The sequence below is a fragment of the Xenorhabdus sp. NBAII XenSa04 genome (genome assembly GCF_963866145.1).
Classification (GTDB): domain Bacteria; phylum Pseudomonadota; class Gammaproteobacteria; order Enterobacterales; family Enterobacteriaceae; genus Xenorhabdus; species Xenorhabdus indica.
In genome coordinates, this window is sequence record NZ_CAWMEB010000357.1 from 9,236 (window position 1) to 32,223 (window position 22,988).

Below are 22,988 nucleotides of genomic sequence, written 5' to 3' on the forward strand. Positions count from 1 at the left end.
TGATTTATTAGGTAACTGCCATTTTTATAGGATTTCTTCATGCACATGGACTTTCCCTCCCCAGATTCACTGCGCCAGCTTATTTCTGATCTGTTTAACCAAAAAAATATTTTGGTGGATGATAACGACGATTTAATTCGCAACGGACTGGATTCAATGCAAATAATGGCATTGCTAAACCAATTCAGACGTCAAGGATATCACGTCACTCTGCGTGAGCTTTACCAAAATCCAACACTGCATACCTGGAGCCAGCTTCTGCGAAGCCATGCACCAGTCCCTCAAACCGTTTCTCAGGATACAATGCCACTGCCACAGATTGCAGATGCTCATCCATTCTCATTAACGGCAGTACAACACGCTTATTTTGTTGGGCGTTCACCAGAACAAACGTTAGGAGGAGTTGGTTGCCATTTGTATCACGAATTTGATGGTATTGGGCTGAAACCTGAACAACTGGAAGCAGCAATTCATGCTCTGATCCAGCGGCATCCAATGTTGCGTGTACAATTTTTGCCAGATGGTCGCCAACAAGGAGTGGCTCATGCGTACTGGCAAAAATTAACAGTTCACGATCTACGTAACCTAACAGCCAATGAACAGCAACAAGCTCTGACTAACATACGTGAACAACTAAGCCATCGGGTATTACAAGTTGAAAAAGGAGAAACTTTTGATATTCAACTTAGCCTATTCGGTGATAATCAGCATCGTCTGCATGCGAATATCGATTTGCTAATCATGGATGCCGCCAGTTTCAGCCTGTTCTTTACTGAACTGGCGGCATTAATTGCCAAACGTAATTTGCCAGATATATCCTCTGACTATGATTTTTGCAGTTATCTAACGCAATATCAGGCTCAATTTAAGCAAGCCAGACAAGAAGCCGAAGCATTCTGGCGTAATCGGTTAGATACCTTACCACTTGCACCTCAGCTTCCTCTGGCCAAAGATCCTGCTCTAATAAAAAATGTTCGGGTTCAGCGCAGACATTTCTGTTTATCACCTGAGCATTGGGAACATTTTAAATACCTCGCGCAGCAAAATGGCGTGACACCAACCATGGCATTGGCAACCGCATTTGCTGCTTTATTGTGTCGCTGGAGCAGTACGATACAAAACAGCACAACACAAGATAAGGCAACACAAGATAGCACCACGCACTTATTATTTAACCTAACGCTATTTGACAGAGCTCCGCTGCACCCTGCAGTTGATAACATCTTGGCAGATTTTACCAACATTCTATTGTTGGATATTCCCGGTGATAATTTACCGTTTTGCCAACTAGCTCAGAATGCACAAGCAACATTTGCTGAAACATACGAACACCGTCATTGGTCTGGTGTAGAAGTACTGCGTGAGCTTAAAAAACGCGGCAACCACCCACACGGCGCACCAATTGTGTTCACCAGCAATTTAGGCCGACCTTTATATGGTGAGAATACCCACAATGTCCTGGGAAAACCAAGTTGGGGAATCTCACAGACACCTCAGGTATGGTTAGATTTTGTTGCTTTTGAACATGAAAGCACACTGAACATTCAGTGGGACAGTAATGATGAACTCTTTCCTGACGGTTTAATGGATACTTTATTCACTGTCTATCAAGGGCTTATTGAGAACCTGGCGGAAAACGCCGCACAGTGGAGCGAGAAACTCCCGGATTTGATGCCTGAGTCGCAATATCAGCTACGACATAAAATCAACAATACGGTTGAACCGCTACCAAACGCCTTGTTGCATGAAGGTGTGTTTACCCAAGCAGAGCGCACTCCCCATGCTGTTGCGTTGGTGACCCATCATAATGAAAAAATCAGTTATGGCGAACTCAGTCTGGCAGCCCGCCGATTAGCGGCCGTACTGCAAAAAATGTCGGTGATGCCGGGAGATCAGATTGCTATTAGCATGGAAAAAGGCATCGGACAAATCGTTGCTGTATTAGCTATCCTTTATGTTGGAGGTGTTTATGTTCCAATTCCGGTGGATCAACCATTAAACCGACGTCGTGCTATCTGCGAAAGTGCCGGCATCACTATCGTTGTCATTGATCCTAAACAACAACATCCAGATTGGTCACAAAATATATGCTGTATTTCCTGGCACCAAAATGATTCATTATTACCTTTGACTCACATGGCTAAACGTGCCGTAACCGATCCGGCCTATATCATTTATACCTCCGGTTCAACGGGTATACCCAAAGGGGTCGTCATCAGTCATCAAAGTGCATTAAATACCTGTCTGGACATCAACCGCCGTCACCAAGTTCAAAATTGTGATCGATTGCTGGCACTCTCCGCACTGCACTTCGACCTCTCTGTTTACGATATTTTTGGCATTCTCAGTGCCGGAGGAGCACTGGTACTCATTAATGAAGCACAACGCCGCGATCCATCAACCTGGGAAATGTTGATCGAACAACACAATATTACGTTGTGGAACAGTGTACCGGCACTGTTTGATATGTTGCTGACCTATTGTGAAGGAATGGAAGTCGATGCACCGAAAACGCTTCGTACCGTGATGCTATCCGGAGATTGGATCGGCTTGTCACTGCCTGAACGTTACCATGCATTCAATCCTGCAGGTGTACTCAGTGCCATGGGTGGAGCAACAGAAGCAGCGATCTGGTCAAATGAATATATCGTCAAAAAAGTTGATACACAGTGGTGTTCGATTCCTTATGGCTATCCCCTGGCTAACCAGCGTTACCGTGTCGTGGGTGAAGATGGCCGAGATTGTCCTGACTGGGTTGTCGGTGAACTTTGGATTGGTGGAGCCGGTGTCGCACTAGGCTATTTTAATGATGAAGAACGTACTATCGCTCAATTCGTCATCGATCAGGGAGAACGCTGGTATCGAACTGGTGATCTGGGTTGTTATCATCCCGAAGGCTGGCTGGAATTTATGGGACGCCGCGACAACCAGGTCAAAATTGGGGGATATCGCATTGAGCTAGGAGAAGTTGATGCTGCCCTTAATCAAGTAACCGGTATTCGTAAAGGCGTTGCTTTAACCAGTGGTGAAAAAGAAAAATCACTGGTGGCGTTCCTTGAATTGGAAGGCGATAGCTTATACCAACGCATAAATCGTGCCTCACAGTTACCGACAACCTACCGTGATCTGTTTCCTGCAATGCAGGCTATTATCGATAAAACAGATACAACTGATGACAACAGTGAACCTCAAGTTGCAACATTTTTGCTTGAACATCTGTCTCGTTACGGTATTACGTTTACTTCCCCCCAATCTCTCGCCAATTGCCTGAAAGATTACCAGCCCCAATCAGAATATCATGATTGGTTTGCCCGTATGCTGGCGTATCTTTGCCAATGCAATCTATTGGTTGAATCTGCACATCACGTATATCAGACTGAATTATTAACCTCAATATTCAATAACAAAGCTGAAACAGGATGTATTCCTGAGCGCTGGCATTCTACACTGCGTAGTATTCTGACCGGACAGCAAACCGCAGTCACATTGCTTGATGATCCGCAGTTCGCGCCGGAACAACAGCTCTTTGTATTGTCCGAAACTCAACAATGGTTGGCAGGTTTAAAACAGGTTATCGTTGCCCTTTCCCAACGGTTACAACGCTCTGTGACCGTGATGGAGTTCGATGCCCGCAGTGGTCTCTGTGCCCAGTGGCTGGCAGAACAGATTACCGATCAACATCTGTCCTATATCGGCTTTGAACGTTCTCAGGCACTCATTAACCAAATGCAAACTCGGTTAAGTGCTCACACGCATGTATCAGTGAAACGCTGGCCTGAGCAAATTCCTGAGTCGTTACAGCATCAGGCAGATATAATCTTGTTAAACAATGTATTACATCGAGAAAAAGATCCTGCAAACTGTATCAAGGCGTTGATGCCTTTAGCACAACCCGGTGCGTTGGTATTGGCAATAGAGTTGCACCACGCTTCATCTATCTCTCTGATTACCACTGAGTTACTCTCACCTCACGGTATTCAGCTACGCACTGCGTCACAATGGTTATCTCTTCTGCCACTACAGACAGAAACGCCAATTACCCTTGGCAACCTTAATGTGTTATTAATGCAAGCAAGTGACAACGTCTCCATACCTGATCGGGAAAAAATTAAGTCCATATTGGCACAATATTTGCCAAAATACATGATCCCACAACGCTTGCTTGTTATTCCTCATCTGCCTCTTACACCTAACGGAAAAATCGACCGTAACGCTCTGGCACAAAGCTTGCTGTCCACCACAAAAACCGAAACCGAGCCGCACCAGAATGACATGATTCTGTTGAATGCAGAGGAACAAACTGTTGCAGCCATTTGGCAACGTTTGTTGAATACTGAGCAGCCAGGCCGTAACAGCGACTTTTTCCAACTTGGCGGTGATAGCCTTTTGGCTACACGTCTGATCGGTGAACTGGCACAACAAGGCTTAAAAGGTGAACTAAGCCACCTTTTCCGTAACCCGCAATTAGCGGCATTTGCCGCGACACTTTCTCCTCTACTGGCTCCTCTGTCTGACATTTCATCAGATACCTATTTGATACCCAAAGAGCAAGATGAAGATAAATACCAACCTTTCCCACTGACCGAAGTTCAGCAGGCTTACCTGGTTGGGCGTCACCCTGGTTTTGCCCTGAGCGGTGTTGGTGCACATTTCTTTATTGAATACCGGATAGAACAACTAGATGTTCAACGCCTGAACCGAGTATTAAATCGCCTGATCCAGCGTCATCCGGTACTTAGAACGGTAGTTATTAATGGGCAACAACAAATATTGAAAGATGTCCCTTTCTTCTCAGTTAAACAGCACCAATTCACTGATATTACTGAAGCGGATTCATTACGTGAACGTTTGTCACATCAGGTATTAGATGCCGGACACTGGCCAGTGTTCGATTTTCAACTTGCGCAAGACAACAGCCCTGCATCCCGATTATTTGTCAGCCTGGATAATTTGCTATTAGATGGATTAAGCATGCAGATATTGCTGGCCGAATTAGAACAGCTATATCTCAACGAACAACACGAATTGCCACCATTGAACATCACATTCCGAGATTGTGTGTTACGTCAGCAACAAACGCCAGTGCATCAAAGTTCACTGCAATATTGGCAAGAACAGGTGAAAACATTACCACTGGCGCCACAATTGCCATTGCGTATTGTACCGGAAAACGTGCAATCCCCACATTTTGTACGTTATAGCGATCGGTTATCTGCACATGAATGGAAGCAATTGAAGCAATATGCTGCCCCACATCAGATAACACCTTCCGCGCTCTTGATTGCAGCTTATGCCACTGTTCTCTCGGCATTCAGCACCAGAGCGGCATTAACGCTTAATCTTACCCTGTTCGATCGTCCACACTGGCATGAGGACATCAATCGTATTCTGGGTGATTTTACTTCACTGTCACTTCTCGCCTGGTATCCAGAGAAAAATTGGTTATCAAGTGCACGGAGGGTACAACAACAGTTATGGCAGGATCTGGATCACCGCCATATTTCGGCGATCAGAGTAATGCGTGAGCTGGCACAAAATCGTGGCCCGGATGCAGCCACCATGCCTGTTGTTTTCACCAGTGCATTAGGAACTCATGAAGGGCAATTCCTTTCACGTTCATCATGGATGAAACCCGTTTGGGGCATCTCGCAAACGCCACAAATCTGGCTGGATAATCAGGTTTACGAATCTGACGATGAGCTTTGCCTGAATTGGGATGCGGTCGAAGCGTTATTTGAGCCACATCAGTTGCAAACCATGTTTAACAGCTATATTACGCTATTACGCACCCTCGCGGCACAACCAGAAAGCTGGCATTTAACGTTAGAACAACTGATGCCACGCCAGCAATGCCTGATGGTTGAAGATAACGCATCTGTTGTTATTGCATCATCACGCTCAGAAGGATGTGATCCACAGATATGCAATGAAATTCAACGTCTGTTTTTATCGGTAACCAATCACGCCATCAACGTTCAACAGAACTTTTTTGATGCCGGAGCCAATTCACTACAGCTAATTCAATTGCACGGCAAGTTACAACATGCAGGTTTTCACCATCTTGCTGTTACTGATTTATTCGCTTATCCAACTCCAGAAGCGCTCAGCTTACATTGCCGAAAAGATACTCAAGACGGAAATCAACCGTCGATTACTCTTCGTCAGCGTCAACAAAAAAAGCGTCTGCAACAACGGGAAAAACGTCATAAAGGAGCCGCACAATGACTGATTTAAAGCCTCACTACGATAATTGTGATCCCATCGCAGTGATTGGCCTTGCCTGCCGCTTTCCACAAGCACCAGATAGCGATACTTTCTGGCATAATCTGCAACAAGGGATTGAGTGTACTACCACACTTTCCCGCCAAACATTATTGGATGCAGGCATTCCACCTGAAGTTATTGATAGTGAAAACTTTGTCAATCAGGCAGCGATATTAGAGGGTGCAGAACAATTTGACGCCACACTGTTTGGCTATTCGCGTCAGGAAGCAGAAATGCTCGATCCTCAGCAACGCCTGTTTCTGCAAACAGCCTGGCATGCGCTTGAACATGCCGGCTATTCACCACGTAATGTGCGCCTGAAAACAGGCGTTTTCGCCAGTAGCCGAGTCAGCACCTGGCCTTCATGGTCACAATTCACTATGACCGATATCGGCAAAGTGAAAGGGCTACAGGCGCTAATGAGCAACGATAAAGATTATCTTGCAACGCGTACCGCCTATAAATTAAATCTGAAAGGTCCCGCACTGACAGTACAAACAGCCTGTTCAAGTTCACTGGTTGCCGTGCATATGGCTTGCGAAAACCTGCGTTCCGGTGAATGTGATATGGCGCTGGCTGGCGGTGTGGCGGTTTCTTTTCCACAAGAAAGCGGTTACTTGTATCAACCGGGAATGATCTTCTCACCTGATGGGCATTGCCGTCCCTTTGATAGTCAGGCAAACGGCACTTACGGTGGCAATGGCGTTGGTGTTGTTACGCTGAAACGTCTGAGCGATGCGTTACGCGATGGCGATCCTATCATGGCGGTATTACGGGGCAGTGCCATTAATAACGACGGCAATGAAAAAGTTGGTTTTACTGCTCCTTCGGTTAATGGTCAGCGCAGCGTGATTGCCGAAGCTCTACAACTGGCAGATGTCAGCATTGATGATATCGGAATGATTGAAGCACATGGCACAGGTACACCACTTGGCGATCCGATAGAAGTTGATGCGTTACGCAGCATATTCTCCGAACGTAGTGCGGTTGTACCGTCTTGTTACTTAGGTTCAGTGAAAAGCAACATAGGCCATCTCGATACTGCCGCGGGTATTGCCAGTTTGATTAAAACGGTTCTGTCAGTCTGGCATGGTTACATTCCACCAACTATCAATGTACAACACCCCAATCCGGCATTGCGGTTGGAAGAAAGCCCATTCAGGCTAGCAATACAAGGGCAACGTTGGACACAAGAATTACGTACTGCCGGCGTTTCTTCATTCGGTATTGGCGGCACCAACTGCCATATTGTGGTGCAATCATTGCCGAAAGAATTACAGCGTCCCCGTGTCAATGATTCGCAAGCCCATGCACAAAACACGCCTTTGTTGCTCTCCGCAGCGTCTGAATCTTCACTGCGTCAATTGGCACAACGTTACGCAACTGTGCTTACCTCAGGAAACCATGCTGATTTGGCCATAACAGCCTTACAGGGGCGCGATCTTTCATTCCCCTGGCGTTTAGCATTGGCACTGACACCACAAAATACAGCAAAAAATGCTGCGAGCTTATCCGCCTTTGCAAGCCATAGTCCAGCACCGGACATTTTTAGCAGACAAGTCAAGGGTGAAAGCAAACAACTGTGGCAATTCAGCGGTCAGGGTTGTCAATGGCCTGGTATGGGAAAAGCAATGTATGACAGCTCTCCTGTTTTTTCCGCTATGTTGGATCGTTGTTGTGCCGCTTGTATTTCTGAGTTGACACTGCCATTAAAAGCAGTGATGTTCGGGGAACATGAAGCCGCATTAGCTACCACTGAATATGCACAACCAGCAATTGTGGCACATCAAATTGCGCTGGCAACACATTGGCGAGCACTTGGCTTAAAGCCAGATTACATATTGGGACACTCCGTCGGCGAATTCGCCGCTGTCGTTATTGCCGGGATTTTCACGCCAGAGCAAGTAATGCCGATGGTCGCAGTACGGGGCAAATTGATGCAAAAATGTGCCCAAGGGGGCGCAATGTTGGCCGTTTTTGCCAAAGAAGAAGATATTCTTCCCCTTACGCATTCACTGGCATTAGATTTAGCGGTTTGCAATGGTCCACAACACTGGATTTGGGCTGGCACAAAAACTGAAATTGATATACTGACACAACGTCTGGAACAGCAGCAGATCCGTTTCCAGCACCTTAACGTTGCCTGCGCAGCACATTCAGCCATGCTTGAGCCAATTCTGGAAGAATTTTCTCAGCGTTTTTCCCTGTATGGTAGCCAGCTCCAGCCTGTATCGGGCGAAATTCCGTTAATTTCAACCCTGACAGCAGATATTGCAACTACCGAGCAACTAGGTTCACCAGACTACTGGCGTCACCATATACGTCAAACGGTGCGTTACCATCAAGCGATTGAATTTGCCCGACAACAAGGTGTGGCATTATTCGTAGAATTTGGTGCTGATGCACAACTAACAGGGATCGGGCGACGTATCAGTTTGCCACATGAAACCTGGGTTGCCAGTACACATCGTCAAAGCACCCCAGAAATGGCTCAGCAAACAGCACTTATGCAACTTTACTGTGCTGGTGCACATCTTGATTGGCCGCGTCTTTTCCCGGTTGCCGGGGCAAAATGCCATGCTCCGCTCTATCCATTTGATAAACAGCATTATAGCTTCTCTGCCACCAATGCCAGGCAACAGAATCTTGTACAACATTCGGCCGATACTAATACTGGGATTGATATCAATTTCCTGCTCGATCCTGCCATTGAGCAAAATACCAATGCAACAATACTTCGAGCGTTGTATACCGATGCACTAATCTATCAATGTCATGGGCCCAAGACTGAACAAGGTTTCAGTGCCATTGACACGATTCGGGCTGGCCGACTGCAACCTTGCTGGCGCCCTTTGCTGGAACAACTATTGAACCATTGTGTTCAGCAAGGCTATTACCAACAAATTGTCGGGCCAACAATCAGTAAAATGTATCGCCCTCACCGTGCTCTGCCATATGCCAAACGCCGCTTATTGGAAGCAAATTTACTCACAGATTTCCCTGCATTGATCTATGCTGGCGAACGTTTATTCGCATTAATGAGTGATCGGGCTGATCTACCTCGCCAATTGGCAACAACGCCAACAACGAGAAAGTCATGGCTTCTTACACCACAGCCATGTCCTGATACTCACTATGTTCTGCATTGGCGCACCATAACTACTGTAGATAAACCAAATACTGCGGGTAAACCAAGATCTTCAACGACGTATACACTTCGTCTATCAACAGCGAATGACACAATTGCTCAACATTGGCGTCAGGCAGGCATTAACTTACAGCCGGAAAGCGGAAATACACTATTACTGCTCCAGGGTGATGATGTTGTTGAATTATGTGATCAGGTTACTAGCGAATTAAAGCGTGATGAAACAACATCATTAACCGTTATAACTTGCTGCGCGCAACCTGAAAGCACCTTATCAAAAGAGGACATCAATCCCGCTCAATACGCTGTCTGGGCACTGTTGCGGGTTGCGGTTGAAGAGTATCCCCATTGCCATATTCAGGCGATTGATATCGCTGATATCAATGATACCGATGCTTTGTTATTAGCACTCGGTTATCTGAATGAACAACATCGCTGGCTGAAAGTACGCGGAAATCAAGTCTCTGTGCCGATTTTACAGCGTCAGCCACTTATGCTATCGCAGCAACCAATGTCGATTCCCCATCAGGGTTGGCACATCGTTACCGGCGGTATGGGAGGGATCGGGCAAATTTCTATCCGTTGGTTGCTGTCTCAAGGCGCTCGTAAAATTGCTGTGTTTGCCCGCCGCAAACATGAGGACTGGGATGCTTTTGTCCAAGCGCTGTCACTGAGTGACGAATGCGAAATACGCTGGATTAACGTTGATGTCACTGACACATCAACTTTATTAAATGCCGTGCAATCACTGGCACAAGAAGATGGTATTGCAGGCGCGATTCATGCCGCCGGTATTGCTGATCACACTCCGCTGGCAAAACTTGATCGTCAACATCTGTCGCAAATGTTATGCGTAAAAGCCCAGAGCGCGTCAACATTGCAAACGGTACTTCAGCAACAAAAGGCACAATATCTGTTGCTTCATGCTTCCGCTGCTTCAATGCTAGGTGCTCAAGGACAAAGCGCTTATGCCATCGCCAACGCTTATCTGGAATCTTTGGCACTGACCGCAACCGATCCGTCGATGACAAATACATTGATGGTAAAAACGTTAGTCTGGGGTGTTTGGGGTGGCATTGGCATGGCCAGCGATCGACGATTAGTGGAAAAACTAGCGCAAGATGGCATGTTACCATTCAGGGCCAATGAGGGAATCTGGCATCTCAATCAATCCCTGCGTACTGCTTCTCCTTGCTATCTGGCAATGCGGTTAGATGAGCGTCATCCTGGCATTTTACGGCGTTTGCAGGCTGACATCCCCCATACCACTACAACGCCGACATCTGCACTCTCTACTGATAACGCACTCTATCAGGATAGTAAACAACGGCTTCATTGGCTATGTCAGCATGTTGCAACATTATTGCGCTTAGAACAGCCTGAACGTCTGGAGCCACAACAAGATCTATTACAATTTGGTTTGGATTCCCTACTGTTCCTTGAACTAAATACGGTGATCCACCAGCAATTTGGTTTCAGATTAACTGCTGAATTGGCCTATCAGAATATGACTCTGGAGGGGCTTAATGCGCTTATTGGCGACGCATTACCTGAACAAGCCTCTGTACCCACTCAACCTGAGATCATTATTGACAGAGTCCAACACCATGAACCATTTCCTCTGACGCCAATTCAGCACGCTTACTGGGTTGGTCGTACTCAGGCTATTGATTTTGGTGGTGTGGCGTGTCACGTTCTGTTTGAATGGGATCTGGCACTAAGCAGCTTTGATATCCCACGTTTTGAAAAGGCATGGAATGCCTTAATTCAGCGTCATGGCATGTTACGCATGATCGTTGATGAAGATGGCCAACAGAGAATTCTATCTGAAACGCCTTGGTATGTTTTATCACAGGATGATTTGCGAAAACTGAACGATACAACCTGCGAACAAGCTTTGGCTCAGCGTCGTCATACTCTTTCTTATCAAGTGCCGCCTGCGGAACAGTGGCCACTGTTTGAAGTCTCTGTTTCCCTGCTGCCGAATGAGCGTTGCCGCTTACATATGAACCTGGATCTGTTGCAGTTTGACGTACAGAGTTTCCGGATCATGATGGACGATCTACAACGAGCTTATCACCAGCAACAACCACTCGCTCCACAAATATTTACTTTCCGCGACTATGTGATGGCAGAACAAGCACAACGTGAAAGTAAAGAGTGGCGCGCATCATGGGCATACTGGCAGGAACAATTATTTTCATTACCTCCAGCGCCAAGATTACCATTGAACCCACAATTACCTCAGCGTAGCCAGCCACAATTCACAACTTATGAAGGCCGGCTGGCGCAATCTGACTGGCAAGTACTTAAACAAAGCTGGACAAAATGGGGAGTCACACCTTCCGCGGGTCTGCTCACACTATTTGCCCATACGCTTGAATGGTACAGTCGCCATCCGCTATTTACCCTCAACCTGACATTTTTTAATCGCCAGCCTTTCCATCCAGAGGTTCAAGAGCTGATTGGTGATTTTACCTCCGTCATGCTGATGGATTTTGATTTACGCAAAACGACCTCCCTGCGTGCCAGTATGGAAAAAACCCAGGCCTTGCTCTGGCAGCGACTAAGCCATAGTCATGTCAATGGGGTTGAAGTACTGCGGGAATTAGGTCGCCAGCAATCTGATGAAGCCCAAAACAGACAACCTCTGACGCCGGTCGTTTTCACCAGTATGTTGGGAATGGCACAAGATGGTATTGCAATAAAACAATCCATCACTCAATTACTGGGTGATCCAGTCTTTGTGCTGAGCCAAACGCCACAAGTCTGGCTGGATCACCAGGTCATGGAAGTGGATGGTGATATGCTGTTTAACTGGTATTGCATGGACGATGTACTGGAAGCGGGAGTCATTGAAGCACTATTTACTGCCTATAACGCGCTATTAGTACAAGTTGTACAAATTTGCCGCCATCCTGAACGTCTGGAGCATTATGATCTTCATACACCACCTGCCGGTCATACTCGTTATAAATTCTGGTCACAACACCCTGCATTGCATCAGGCTGAACAATATCTGCGTTCTCAGCCTGAAATACGATTAGCAGAAATTCAGCCGCGTCAGGACGATACTCAAAGTTATAATTTATGGTTGGTAGCAGAAGATAATTTGTCACTATCGTTGCCAAAACCATCGTTTTCAGAACCCTTGGTGATAAATACTGGAGTCTTACCGCTTCCTACGTTAGCGGAACAACAAGAATTTGAATGCTCTTGGCAATATATTGAGCAACAAGCGTTATTGGGTCTGGGCCAGACCTTACTGCGCCATAACCTGTTCACGTTTTCACAACAATACCACTCTCGTGAAGAGATTGAACAACGCTTACAACTGGCACCACGGTATCAACGCTTGCTTACCCAATGGCTGGAATTATTAAGTAAGCAAGGATTTATAGAAAAAATCGCTGGTGGATACCGTTGCCTGCAACCACTCAGCCAGATCCCTGCTCCTACCACAAAACTGGCTGATGCCATATGGTGCCAAACCATCAGCCGTTATGTTGCAACCTGTATCGACCAACATGACACCCTGCTTGCCGGGCGTGGAAATGCATTAGAACTGCTGTTTGCCGATAAACAAACTACAGCCAGCCTTTACAGCGAAAACCCTGCATTACGTTGCCTGAACCAGACTGCCGCTGAAATTGTCCGACAATTGAGCCAGACAGCCGAACATTTCACTGTACTGGAAGTCGGCGCAGGCACAGGCGCCACATCAAAAACAGTGCTTAAACAGAATGCTCAATCCATTGAAAGTTATCACTTTACTGACGTTTCACCGCTATTTTTGGATGATGCTCGCCAGTCATTTAATCACTATGGCGAAACCGTAAAATTTGCTCTGTTCGACATTAATCGGCGTATTGATTTTAGCCAGCATCCTGAATCTGGTTATGACCTGATTATGGCAGTTAATGTCTTACATGATGCCATCCATCTAAGGAACACCCTGAAACGTCTGTCCCGGTTACTAAAAGCCGGTGGGTGGCTGCTGATTATTGAATCCACTAAGCGCGAAAGTGCTATGCAACTCGCCAGTGTCGGATTTATTGAAGGTATTAATGCCTGGGCCGATGATCGCGGTGATGATCAAGGTAATAGCGCATTGCTGGAGCTTGCAGACTGGCGTAACTGTCTGGAGAAATCCGGCTATCAGGTTTCACTGGAATGGCCAGGACAAGATGGGCCAGAATTGCATCAACAATTGATTCTGGCGCGATCCGAACAGCAAGCACGACTCAATGTTGGTGAAATCACGGCACAATTTTCTACCTTGCCTTACTCATTGCATATTCAACAGCAAGAGCAGTTACCATTGGCAGCATTACCAACAATGACCATGAAAGATAGCATAGCACAGTCGGTCACGGTGGAAGCTCGACAACCGGAAACAGCAGATGATCAACTTCATGATATTGAACAGCAAGTCATTGAGCTCTGGAACTCACTGCTTCCTCAGACAATTCAACGTTACAGTGACTTTTTCCAAAGTGGTGGTGATAGCTTGATTGCTACCCGCATGGTGGTGCAACTACGTCGCCAGGGTTACGAACAAGCCAATCTTCAACAACTGTTTGAACAGCCTAAATTGAGTGAATTCTGTCGTACCCTGCGGGTTATTGGGACAAATTCAACAACACTGGTTAAACCACATCAAACAGAACCAGCATCAGAACAGATTCTGCCACTCACCGCTCTGCAATATGCTTATTGGTTGGGAGAGAGCCAATTGTTTCAGTTTGGCAATGGTATTGCTCACTTCTATGCCGAGCTAGCTATTGACGGGCTTGATCTTCCTCGTTTTACTGCCGCCTGGAACCAGGTGATAAGTCATCATGGGCAATTACGCGGTTACGTAAAAGAGGGGCAATATCATATTCTGCCAGAAGTGCCCTGCTATACGCCGACAATTATTGATTGTCGTGACATGACACAAGGGGAGTGCGAAACACAACTGAACAACGCCCGTAACACGTTGCGTACTCAAGGCGTTCCTAGCGACAACTGGCCGTTATTTGATTTGACGCTGTACCATACCGATGACCGGACACACTTATTACACCTGACAATTGACCTACTGGTCGCAGATGGCAAAAGTCTGACCTTAATCTTGCGTGACTTACACCATTGGTATCAGGAACCTGACTGGCAACCAGAACCATCGGCAATAACTATTACTGACTATATTCAGACACTGGAGAATGAGAAAACCGGAGAAGCCTGGCAACAAAGTCGGCAATACTGGCTTGATCGCTTACCTTCAATTCCTGATGCGCCAGTGTTACCACTGAAAGATCATCAGTCACAACTACTCGATCAACAGTGCCTGACAGGATATATCAGCGCCCAACAATGGCAGCGCTTGCAACAACGAGCGGCAGAACACCGGGTATCACCTTCACAAGTTATGCTCACGCTATTTGCCCATATTCTGTCGGTATGGAGCAACAGCGAACATTTCACTATCAATGTCCTGCATGGCAATCGTCTGTTAATGCCACAGCATTGCGATATGTTAGTCGGCAATCTATCTACCACATCACTGCTGGAAGTGGATTTACGCAATACCACCGGCTTCAGTGATGCAGTAAGCCGGATACAAAAACAATGGTTAGCTGATCTTCAACATGCGCTGTTTGATGGGCAATTGGTACTCAGGGAGAAAAATCAGCATCGCCACAACCTGAATGCCGGTATGCCGATCGTATTCAACGATACAACCGGTACTGCGGGCAAAGGGCCATCAGGGTTAGGGACACTGAATCTCTTTGGTGCGCAAACACCACATGTTTATCTCGACTGTATGTTAATTTCTGGCACAGAGGGTGGGGTCACCATACAGTGGGCAATCTTACCACAACTGTTCCAGCCTCAAGTTGCAGAAAACATGTTTGATCATTATCAAGCCAGTATCGTTGCACTGCTCGAACCGGATTACCAATGGAGTGCCCCACTTCCTGACTGGCTCCCGGCAAGTGATCGCACTTTGTGCCAGAACAGCAATGCGACAAAAAATATTTTTCCGCCTCATACACTTTGTTCGTTGATTGAACAAGCAGTAAATTGTTATCCACAACATATCGCCGTTGTCGATGCTTGTTGTCAGCTAGACTATCGCACTTTGTGGTCACAAAGCCTGACACTGGCGGTTCATCTGCAAGCACAAGAAAATCAGACTTCGCCTCTGGTTAGTGTGGTGATGGAAAAAGGCCGGGAACAGGTTATTGCAGTTATTGCCATTTTATTAGCAGGACGCGCTTATCTGCCTATTGATGCCAGCTATCCGCAACAACGAATTCATCAGCTATTAGCATTAGGGGAAGTTGATACCGTACTGACTCAACCTAAGTTCGCTCAACAGTTGAACTGGCCCGACAATATCCAGATCATCTCTCTGGATGAAACATTACTCAATAACTTGCCAACCACTAACAAACCGAGTTTATCCGTACGCCCTGAAGATCTGGCTTATGTCATCTTCACCTCAGGTTCTACCGGAACACCAAAAGGCGTAATGATTGATCATCAAAGCGCAGTCAATACTATTCTCGATATTAACCAGCGCATTGCACTCAGTGAGCACGATAGTGTACTGGCAATCTCAGAGTTAACCTTCGATCTCTCCGTTTATGACCTGTTCGGCACGCTAAGCTGTGGAGCAAAACTGGTAATGCCCGCTGCGGGTGACAATCGGCAGCCGGACAAGTTATTAACATGGTTACAACAAGAATCGGTGACTGTCTGGAACTCCGTTCCTGCATTTGTGCAACTGCTTGAGGAATATGCCCGTAGCTATCCCCATTCCCTACATAACCTGCGTTGGATATTGATGAGTGGTGACTGGATACCAACCAATTTGCCGGCCAAATTACATACGCTTCACCCTGAGTTAAACCTCCTTAGTTTAGGAGGTGCAACCGAAGCATCAATCTGGTCTATTGCTTATCCTATCGTACAAGTCGAACCAAATTGGCGCAGTATTCCATATGGTAAACCTTTGTCTAATCAGACTTTTTATGTGCTTAATACAGCACTTTCATCTTGCCCTGTTTGGGTAATCGGTGAGTTGTATATTGGTGGACAAGGGCTGGCACTGGGTTATTGGGCCGACGCTGAAAAAACGAAACATGCCTTTATCACACATCCTCAAACAGGTGAGCGACTTTACCGTACAGGTGACTTAGGACGCTGGCTTCCAGATGGGAATATCGAATTTCTGGGGCGCAATGATCACCAGATTAAAATCCGTGGCTACCGAATTGAGTTAGGCGAAATTGAGCACCTTTTATGTGAACATCCTGCGATACAACAAGCGTTAGTATTTGCTCATACAACGTCAACCGGCGCATTGCAACTAGTTGCGGGCTTACGTTTAACTGACAACGCGCCGCTATCCAGCGAACTTTTACCAATGCTGCCTCACTGGTTGCAGCAAACCTTACCGATTTGGATGTGTCCGCAGCGATTTATCATTCTCGATACAATACCTGTATCCGACAACGGTAAAATCGACAGACGCACATTAGTCACTCTGGTTGAAGAAACGCAAGAAGTTAATTCAATACCATCGGCGGTGACTCTTAACACAACAGGACAAGCGGTATTAAGCCTTTGGGAATCGGTATTAGAGCAACAAGATATCAACGTACATGAGAGTTTCTTTACTCTTGGAGGAGATTCTCTGGCAGCAGTACGGTTAATGGTGAAAATCAACCAGACATTCAATCGCCAGTATCCACTCAGCCTGCTGCAAACTTACGATACGGTGCATTCATTAGCTGAATTTATTGAACATCAACCGGAAGATACCTACCAAGGGGTAATCTTAAACGAAGGAGGCACTGAAAAACCTGCTTTATTTATCGTCCATCCTATTGGTGGACATCTGCTGGGATATCGTCACTTGGCGGCTAATTTCGGCGATCAGCGCCTGATTGGGTTAGCATTTGCCCCAGATAACCTGAATACCGATAGACCTGCCGTTGCAGCGTTGGCGGCTGACTATATCAACCAAATCCGTAGTTTCCAGCCTAAAGGGCCTTATACACTGGCAGGTTGGTCTTTTGGCGGATTGGTAGCCTATGAAATGGCGCATCAATTACGCGCTGCGGGTGAAAATGTTTCTCATTGCATCCTGATTGATAGTTTCGCACCAAACGTACGCCCTGATCTGATTTTAGATAATACATTTTGCCACCGTCATTTCCTGCTCGATTTACAAGGGCAATTCCCAGAGTTGGCGCTGGATAATCGCACTATTGCGGCTAATACCGAGACATTCCTGCAAACACTGCATGAGGCCCTGCCACAATCTGCAAATATTGACAGTTCTCTGACTGAACTCTACACCATATGGCGCCATAATCTGCGTGCATTGCTTGATTACTGTCCACCACGGACTTCACAGCCTTTCGTCCTTATCCGGGCTGCACAGGCGTTACCTGATTTTATGGATTATCTCGACCCAACAACAATCACCTCAATGGAGCTCGGCTGGCAAGTTTTCGGGCCCGTCAATGTGACACAACTTGATGGTAATCACTACAGCTTATTCCAACACAAACATGTCAGCTCTCTGGTTATTTGTCTGAAAAACATCCTGAATTCAACCCTAACTATTGAGCCAGTTAAGGAGAACATATGATAAAGCCACGGCGGGTTCTAATTGTCGGTGCCAAATTTGGCGAACTGTACCTTAATGCATTCCTGCAACCTCGGCCAGATCTGGAGCTGGCCGGTATTCTGGCGCAAGGAAGTCCTCGCTCGCAGCAACTGGCCCGTGATTTCAATGTGCCACTATTTCGTTCATTGGATGAATTGCCGGACGATATTGATATTGCCTGTGTGGTCATACGCGCAGAAATCATTGGTGGCAAAGGTGATCAATTAACCCAAGCATTATTGGCACGAGGTATTTCTGTTATTCAGGAACACCCCCTTGATGCAGACGCCATTAAACGGCACCAATCAGCCGCTGAAAAACAAGGGGCTATATTTTGGGTAAATAGTTTTTATAGCCAATGCCATGCTGGCAGAAGTTGGTTACATGCGGCGCATCAAATTAGCCAATTATCACAGCAACGTCCGATAAATGGCTATCTGACAACCAGCCGTCAGTTACTGTTTTCTGCTCTTGACCTGTTGCTACAAGCCTGTCATTGCCCTGAACAGATAGAAATAGCCTATGTGGGACAACGGAGTAATACATTTCATTGCTTTGAGCTGCGTTTGGCAGGGACAATCATCGCGTTAGACGTTCAATCCTATCTCGATCCGAAAGATCCCGATATGCATAACCTTGTCATGCACAAGATGACGCTGGTTTGGCCTGCGGGTTACCTGACGCAGGAAGCCAGTTATGGGCCGGTGATCTGGTCACCGGTTCTTCATGCCCCAAATCATCTGAATAGTAATCAGAGTCTCTATCTGACTGCCAGTCAACCGGATGGTACTTATCAACACCAAACAACATCACAAATTCTTTGTCCGGCAAGCAAAGACTGGATGACGGCATTTGAATGTGATGGTGCTGAAGGCGTGGCATTTTTACTTAGCACCTTAGGTTCTGTATTGAATGGTGCTCTCTGCCCTCCCGCCTTTAGTGACGACTATCAACGACGGTTGGCAAAATTGTGGCAACAAATTCTGCGTATGATGGGAGAGCCTATTACTCAGGATTTACAACCTCCAGTCTGGATTGATCCCACTCAATTGATGCTGACTACTAATGTTAATGATGATGTTAGTTAAGGAAGAATACTGATGAAATGGACACTCCCTGTACATCCAATGGTTCGCCCGTGCCTGACACCTCATGACGAACCCAAATACACTCTATTAATCTGCCCCTTTGCCGGGGGCAGCAGCAGTGCATTTCGCCAATGGTCTACTCTGGAAAATCAAGATATTGCCGTTTCGCTGGTGATTTATCCCGGACGTGACAACCGTATGAATGAACGTGCGGTCACCAGCATTGCACCATTAGCGCAATCACTTTCTGAGCTGCTCGTGTCACTCACACCTGCTCAGAGAGAAAACCTGATACTAGTCGGTCACAGCATGGGAGCTCAGGTCGCTTTTGAAACTTGCCAACGCCTTGAACAACATGATTGTTCTCCTAAGGCACTGGTGCTTTCGGGGTGTCATGCCCCCCATCTTCAATCCCGCCGTCAATTGAGTGGATTATCTGATCATGAATTTATTGAGCAACTCATTGATATTGGCGGTTGCAGCCCGATGTTACGCGAAGATCCCGGATTGCTGGCACTGTTTTTACCCATGCTACGTGCTGATTTCTGGGCTACGGAACATTATCATCAGGTTATTCCATCTGGATCAGTAAAACTGCAAACACCAACCTTGTTGCTTTATGGCAATGAAGACAAAGAGGCTTCTGCTCTGGAAGTTCAGCAGTGGCATCACTGGCTTGCCGGTGACATGCAAAACCTTTCGCATTGCTATCAAGAGATTGTCGGCAACCATTTTTATATCACGCAAAAACCTCAAAGTTTTCTTCGTCACATTACACAATTTATGCAATATGTTTATCCACAGGAGTTCGCATAATGGCATCTTATTCAATCCCAGGAAGAAATTTTACTATGACGCCAGACTATCTTTGGAATGGTAAAACCATAGACCAACAGCTTACCGGCTGGTCGAAAACCTGGGGGAATAAAACAGCGCTGATCTATCAAGAACAACATCTGACTTACCATGACCTCCATCAACTTGTGGAAAGGCTGGCAAGTGGGTTATCTCAGCGGGGAATACGTCATGGTGACAACGTCATGGTGCAATTGCCTAACTGCATCTCCTTTGTTGTCACCTGTTTTGCTCTGTTTAGATTAGGTGCTCATCCAGTATTATTAATGCCGACACAACGGGCCCATGATGTTCATGCACTTTGCCAGATTGCCCGTCCGGTGGCTTACATTATCCCTGATTGTATCCATGGTTTTGATTACCGAGAAATGGCACGGGAAGTGGCAACGTCTCGTCCTGAGATGAAACATATTATTGTTGATGGGGAAGCAGAAGAATTTACTGCTTTATCCTCCATTGATGGTGAACCACTCGATCTCTCTGTTTCTGGACCATGTTACGGTGATATTGCTGTACTCCTGCTTTCCGGAGGAACAACAGGCACACCGAAATTAATTCCACGCACTCACGATGCCTATACTTATGACTTTGTGCTATCAGCTCGCTTGTGCTCAATGAATACCGAAAGCGTTTATTTAGCAGTACTGCCTGTTGCACATAATTTCACCTTAGGCAGTCCCGGTATTCTGGGCACACTTTCTCAAGGAGGATGTGTCCTCTTAAGTAATACCGCCAGTTGTGATGAAGCCATGCCATTGATTAATCAGCATAAGGTGACACATACTGCGTTAGTTCCAGCGCTTGCACGACTCTGGGAACAGGCTCGTGACTGGGAACAAAGCGATCTTTCCTCTCTGCGTTGTTTACAAGTCGGTGGAGGCAGACTTACACCAGAACTGGCAAAACAGGTGATGACACGACTTGGTCCTTTGCAACAGGTATTTGGCACCGCAGAAGGATTACTTTGCTATACCCGACTGGATGATCCTTATGAGGTCATTATTAACACCCAAGGTCGCCCACTATCAGAAGAAGATGAGATAAAAATTGTTGACGCCAATCTGCAATCTGTCCCCTCCGGTGAAGTAGGCGAATTGATTACACGAGGCCCTTACACCATTACGGAATACTACCGCGCTGAACAACATAATACCATCACCTTCACCACTGACGGATTCTATCGTACCGGCGATTTGGTTCGTATGAGAACAGATGGCAACCTGATCGTTGAAGGACGCATTAAAGAGCAGATCAACCGTAGTGGCGAGAAAATTTCAACACAAGAAATTGAAACATTACTGTTGCAACATTCAAATATTGATGACGTAGTTGTTATCGCTGTTCCTGATGAACTCTTGGGTGAACGAATTTGCGCTTGCATACCAAAGAATATTAACCAACCAGAACCTATACAGATACAGTCATTTTTACATCAGAAAGGTGTTCAGCGCCATAAGGTCCCTGATCAATGGTTGTTTGTGGCATATTGGCCATTAACCACAGTAGGGAAAATAGACAAACGTCAGTTGGTACAGATGGCACAAACAGAACATACGAAACAAGCAGAAGAAAATAACAACCCAATGCAGCAATATCATGAACACACTATCGCTATTACCAGTACTCCATTAGATCTGGTCACTCATTTAATTGCAGATCTTACAGATAATAATACACAACCTTGTACCCTCTACGAGATCAAAGATGAATGGTCATTGGGGATTGGCTGTGCAGCCACTATAAGTGTAAATGCATCTGGACAATTGATTGATTCAAAAGGTAATCGACATCCATACGATATCAGTACGTTAAGCCAAAAACTTGAGCAGGTCCTCAACGACCTTTCTATCAAAGACTGGCGTGCTTATGGCAGAACATTGTTTGAGTTTTCTCATATGGCATATGAGATACCATTAGCTTCATCATTAGAACAACAAAATGAAGCATTAATAAAAATCACGGTTCCGCAGCATGAATTACGCATAATTCAAGGGCAAGTTCTGATACGAACACTTGAAGAAAATCAGCTCACTATATTGAGCGAAAAAATCAGACAAGCTGATCAAGTCGGTACACCAACTTTCCCATATACAAAAGAGCTGGAAATTATCAACACAGCAGACGCGGAAAGAAATTATCAAGATAACGTAGCGAATGTGGTTAAAGATATTGTCACAGGCCATTACCAAAAAGTGATCCTCTCACGCAAAGTTCAGCTTGGTTCAAATATTGACATGACACACAGTTACTGGTTGGGCCGTCAGGCTAATACCCCTGCCCGCTCTTTCTTCTTACGGGATGAAGAATTTTCTGCTTACGGTTTCAGCCCGGAAACCGTGGTTGAGGCAGATGGTACTGGTTGGGTCAATAGCCAACCATTGGCGGGCACAAGAGCATTGACACATGACAAAGATCAAGATCAAAAGCTGCGGGCAGATTTACTTTCTGATACGAAAGAAATCGCTGAACACGCGGTGTCAGCCAAACTCGCATTAGAAGAATTGGCCCCGATTTGTCAGGCAGACACGCTTTGTGTATCAGAATTTATGGCTATTCGTGAACGTGGTTCGGTACAACATTTAGCATCACGCGTAAAAGGATTATTACAAACAGGAAAAAATCGTTGGGATGCATTCATTGCCTTATTCCCAGCAGTAACAGCTTCAGGGATACCGAAAAAAACTTCTTTACAAGCTATTTCACATTTTGAAAAAGAACCTCGTCGGCTTTATAGTGGTTGTGTCATGTTATTGGATAGCTCAGGTAAGTTAGACGCAGCACTGGTATTACGTTCTCTTTATCAGCATAAAGAACACTGTTGGCTACAGGCTGGTGCTGGACTGGTCAGAGATTCGAAGCCAGAAAGAGAATGGCAGGAAACCTGCGAAAAACTTGAGTGCATTATTAAATATGTTCGCGCGTATTCCAACAAAAAAGACTAAGAGTCTATTAAATAAGCCATAAT

The 22,988-nt window shown here is 46.0% G+C and carries 4 protein-coding genes and 2 pseudogenes; all 6 read left to right on the forward strand.

The features are described from left to right. Nucleotides 1-39: 39 nt before the first annotated feature. Nucleotides 40-6,225 (forward strand): non-ribosomal peptide synthetase, encoded by a 6,186-nt coding sequence (locus AAC147_RS12275; protein WP_047681394.1) that lies wholly within the window; start codon nucleotides 40-42, stop codon nucleotides 6,223-6,225. Then, nucleotides 6,222-18,062, forward strand: a complete 11,841-nt coding sequence (locus tag AAC147_RS12280; protein ID WP_047681397.1) for a hybrid non-ribosomal peptide synthetase/type I polyketide synthase — start codon at nucleotides 6,222-6,224, stop codon at nucleotides 18,060-18,062. Before AAC147_RS12275 ends, AAC147_RS12280 begins: the two co-directional genes overlap by 4 nt. Continuing rightward, nucleotides 18,059-19,168 carry a Gfo/Idh/MocA family oxidoreductase gene (locus AAC147_RS12285; protein ID WP_047681400.1) on the forward strand — a complete coding sequence of 370 codons (1,110 nt, stop codon included), beginning with the start codon at nucleotides 18,059-18,061 and terminating at the stop codon, nucleotides 19,166-19,168. Before AAC147_RS12280 ends, AAC147_RS12285 begins: the two co-directional genes overlap by 4 nt. Before the next feature lie 39 nt (nucleotides 19,169-19,207). Continuing rightward, nucleotides 19,208-19,984 carry a thioesterase II family protein gene (locus tag AAC147_RS12290; protein WP_047681460.1) on the forward strand — a complete coding sequence of 259 codons (777 nt, stop codon included), beginning with the start codon at nucleotides 19,208-19,210 and terminating at the stop codon, nucleotides 19,982-19,984. A 35-nt stretch (nucleotides 19,985-20,019) separates the two neighbouring features. After that, nucleotides 20,020-21,591, forward strand: a pseudogene (locus tag AAC147_RS20140) ((2,3-dihydroxybenzoyl)adenylate synthase); the annotation flags it as partial. Nucleotides 21,592-21,675: 84 nt separating this feature from the next. Next, nucleotides 21,676-22,965: pseudogene (locus AAC147_RS20145) on the forward strand (salicylate synthase); the annotation flags it as partial. Between the last annotated feature and the right edge of the window lie 23 nt (nucleotides 22,966-22,988).

Excerpts from the sequence above, each read along its gene's own strand:
- AAC147_RS12275 (WP_047681394.1), top strand. The coding sequence starts at position 40 with ATGCACATGGACTTTCCCTCCCCAGATTCACTGCGCCAGCTTATTTCT.
- AAC147_RS12280 (WP_047681397.1), top strand. The coding sequence starts at position 6,222 with ATGACTGATTTAAAGCCTCACTACGATAATTGTGATCCCATCGCAGTG.
- AAC147_RS12285 (WP_047681400.1), top strand. The coding sequence starts at position 18,059 with ATGATAAAGCCACGGCGGGTTCTAATTGTCGGTGCCAAATTTGGCGAA.
- AAC147_RS12290 (WP_047681460.1), top strand. The coding sequence starts at position 19,208 with ATGGTTCGCCCGTGCCTGACACCTCATGACGAACCCAAATACACTCTA.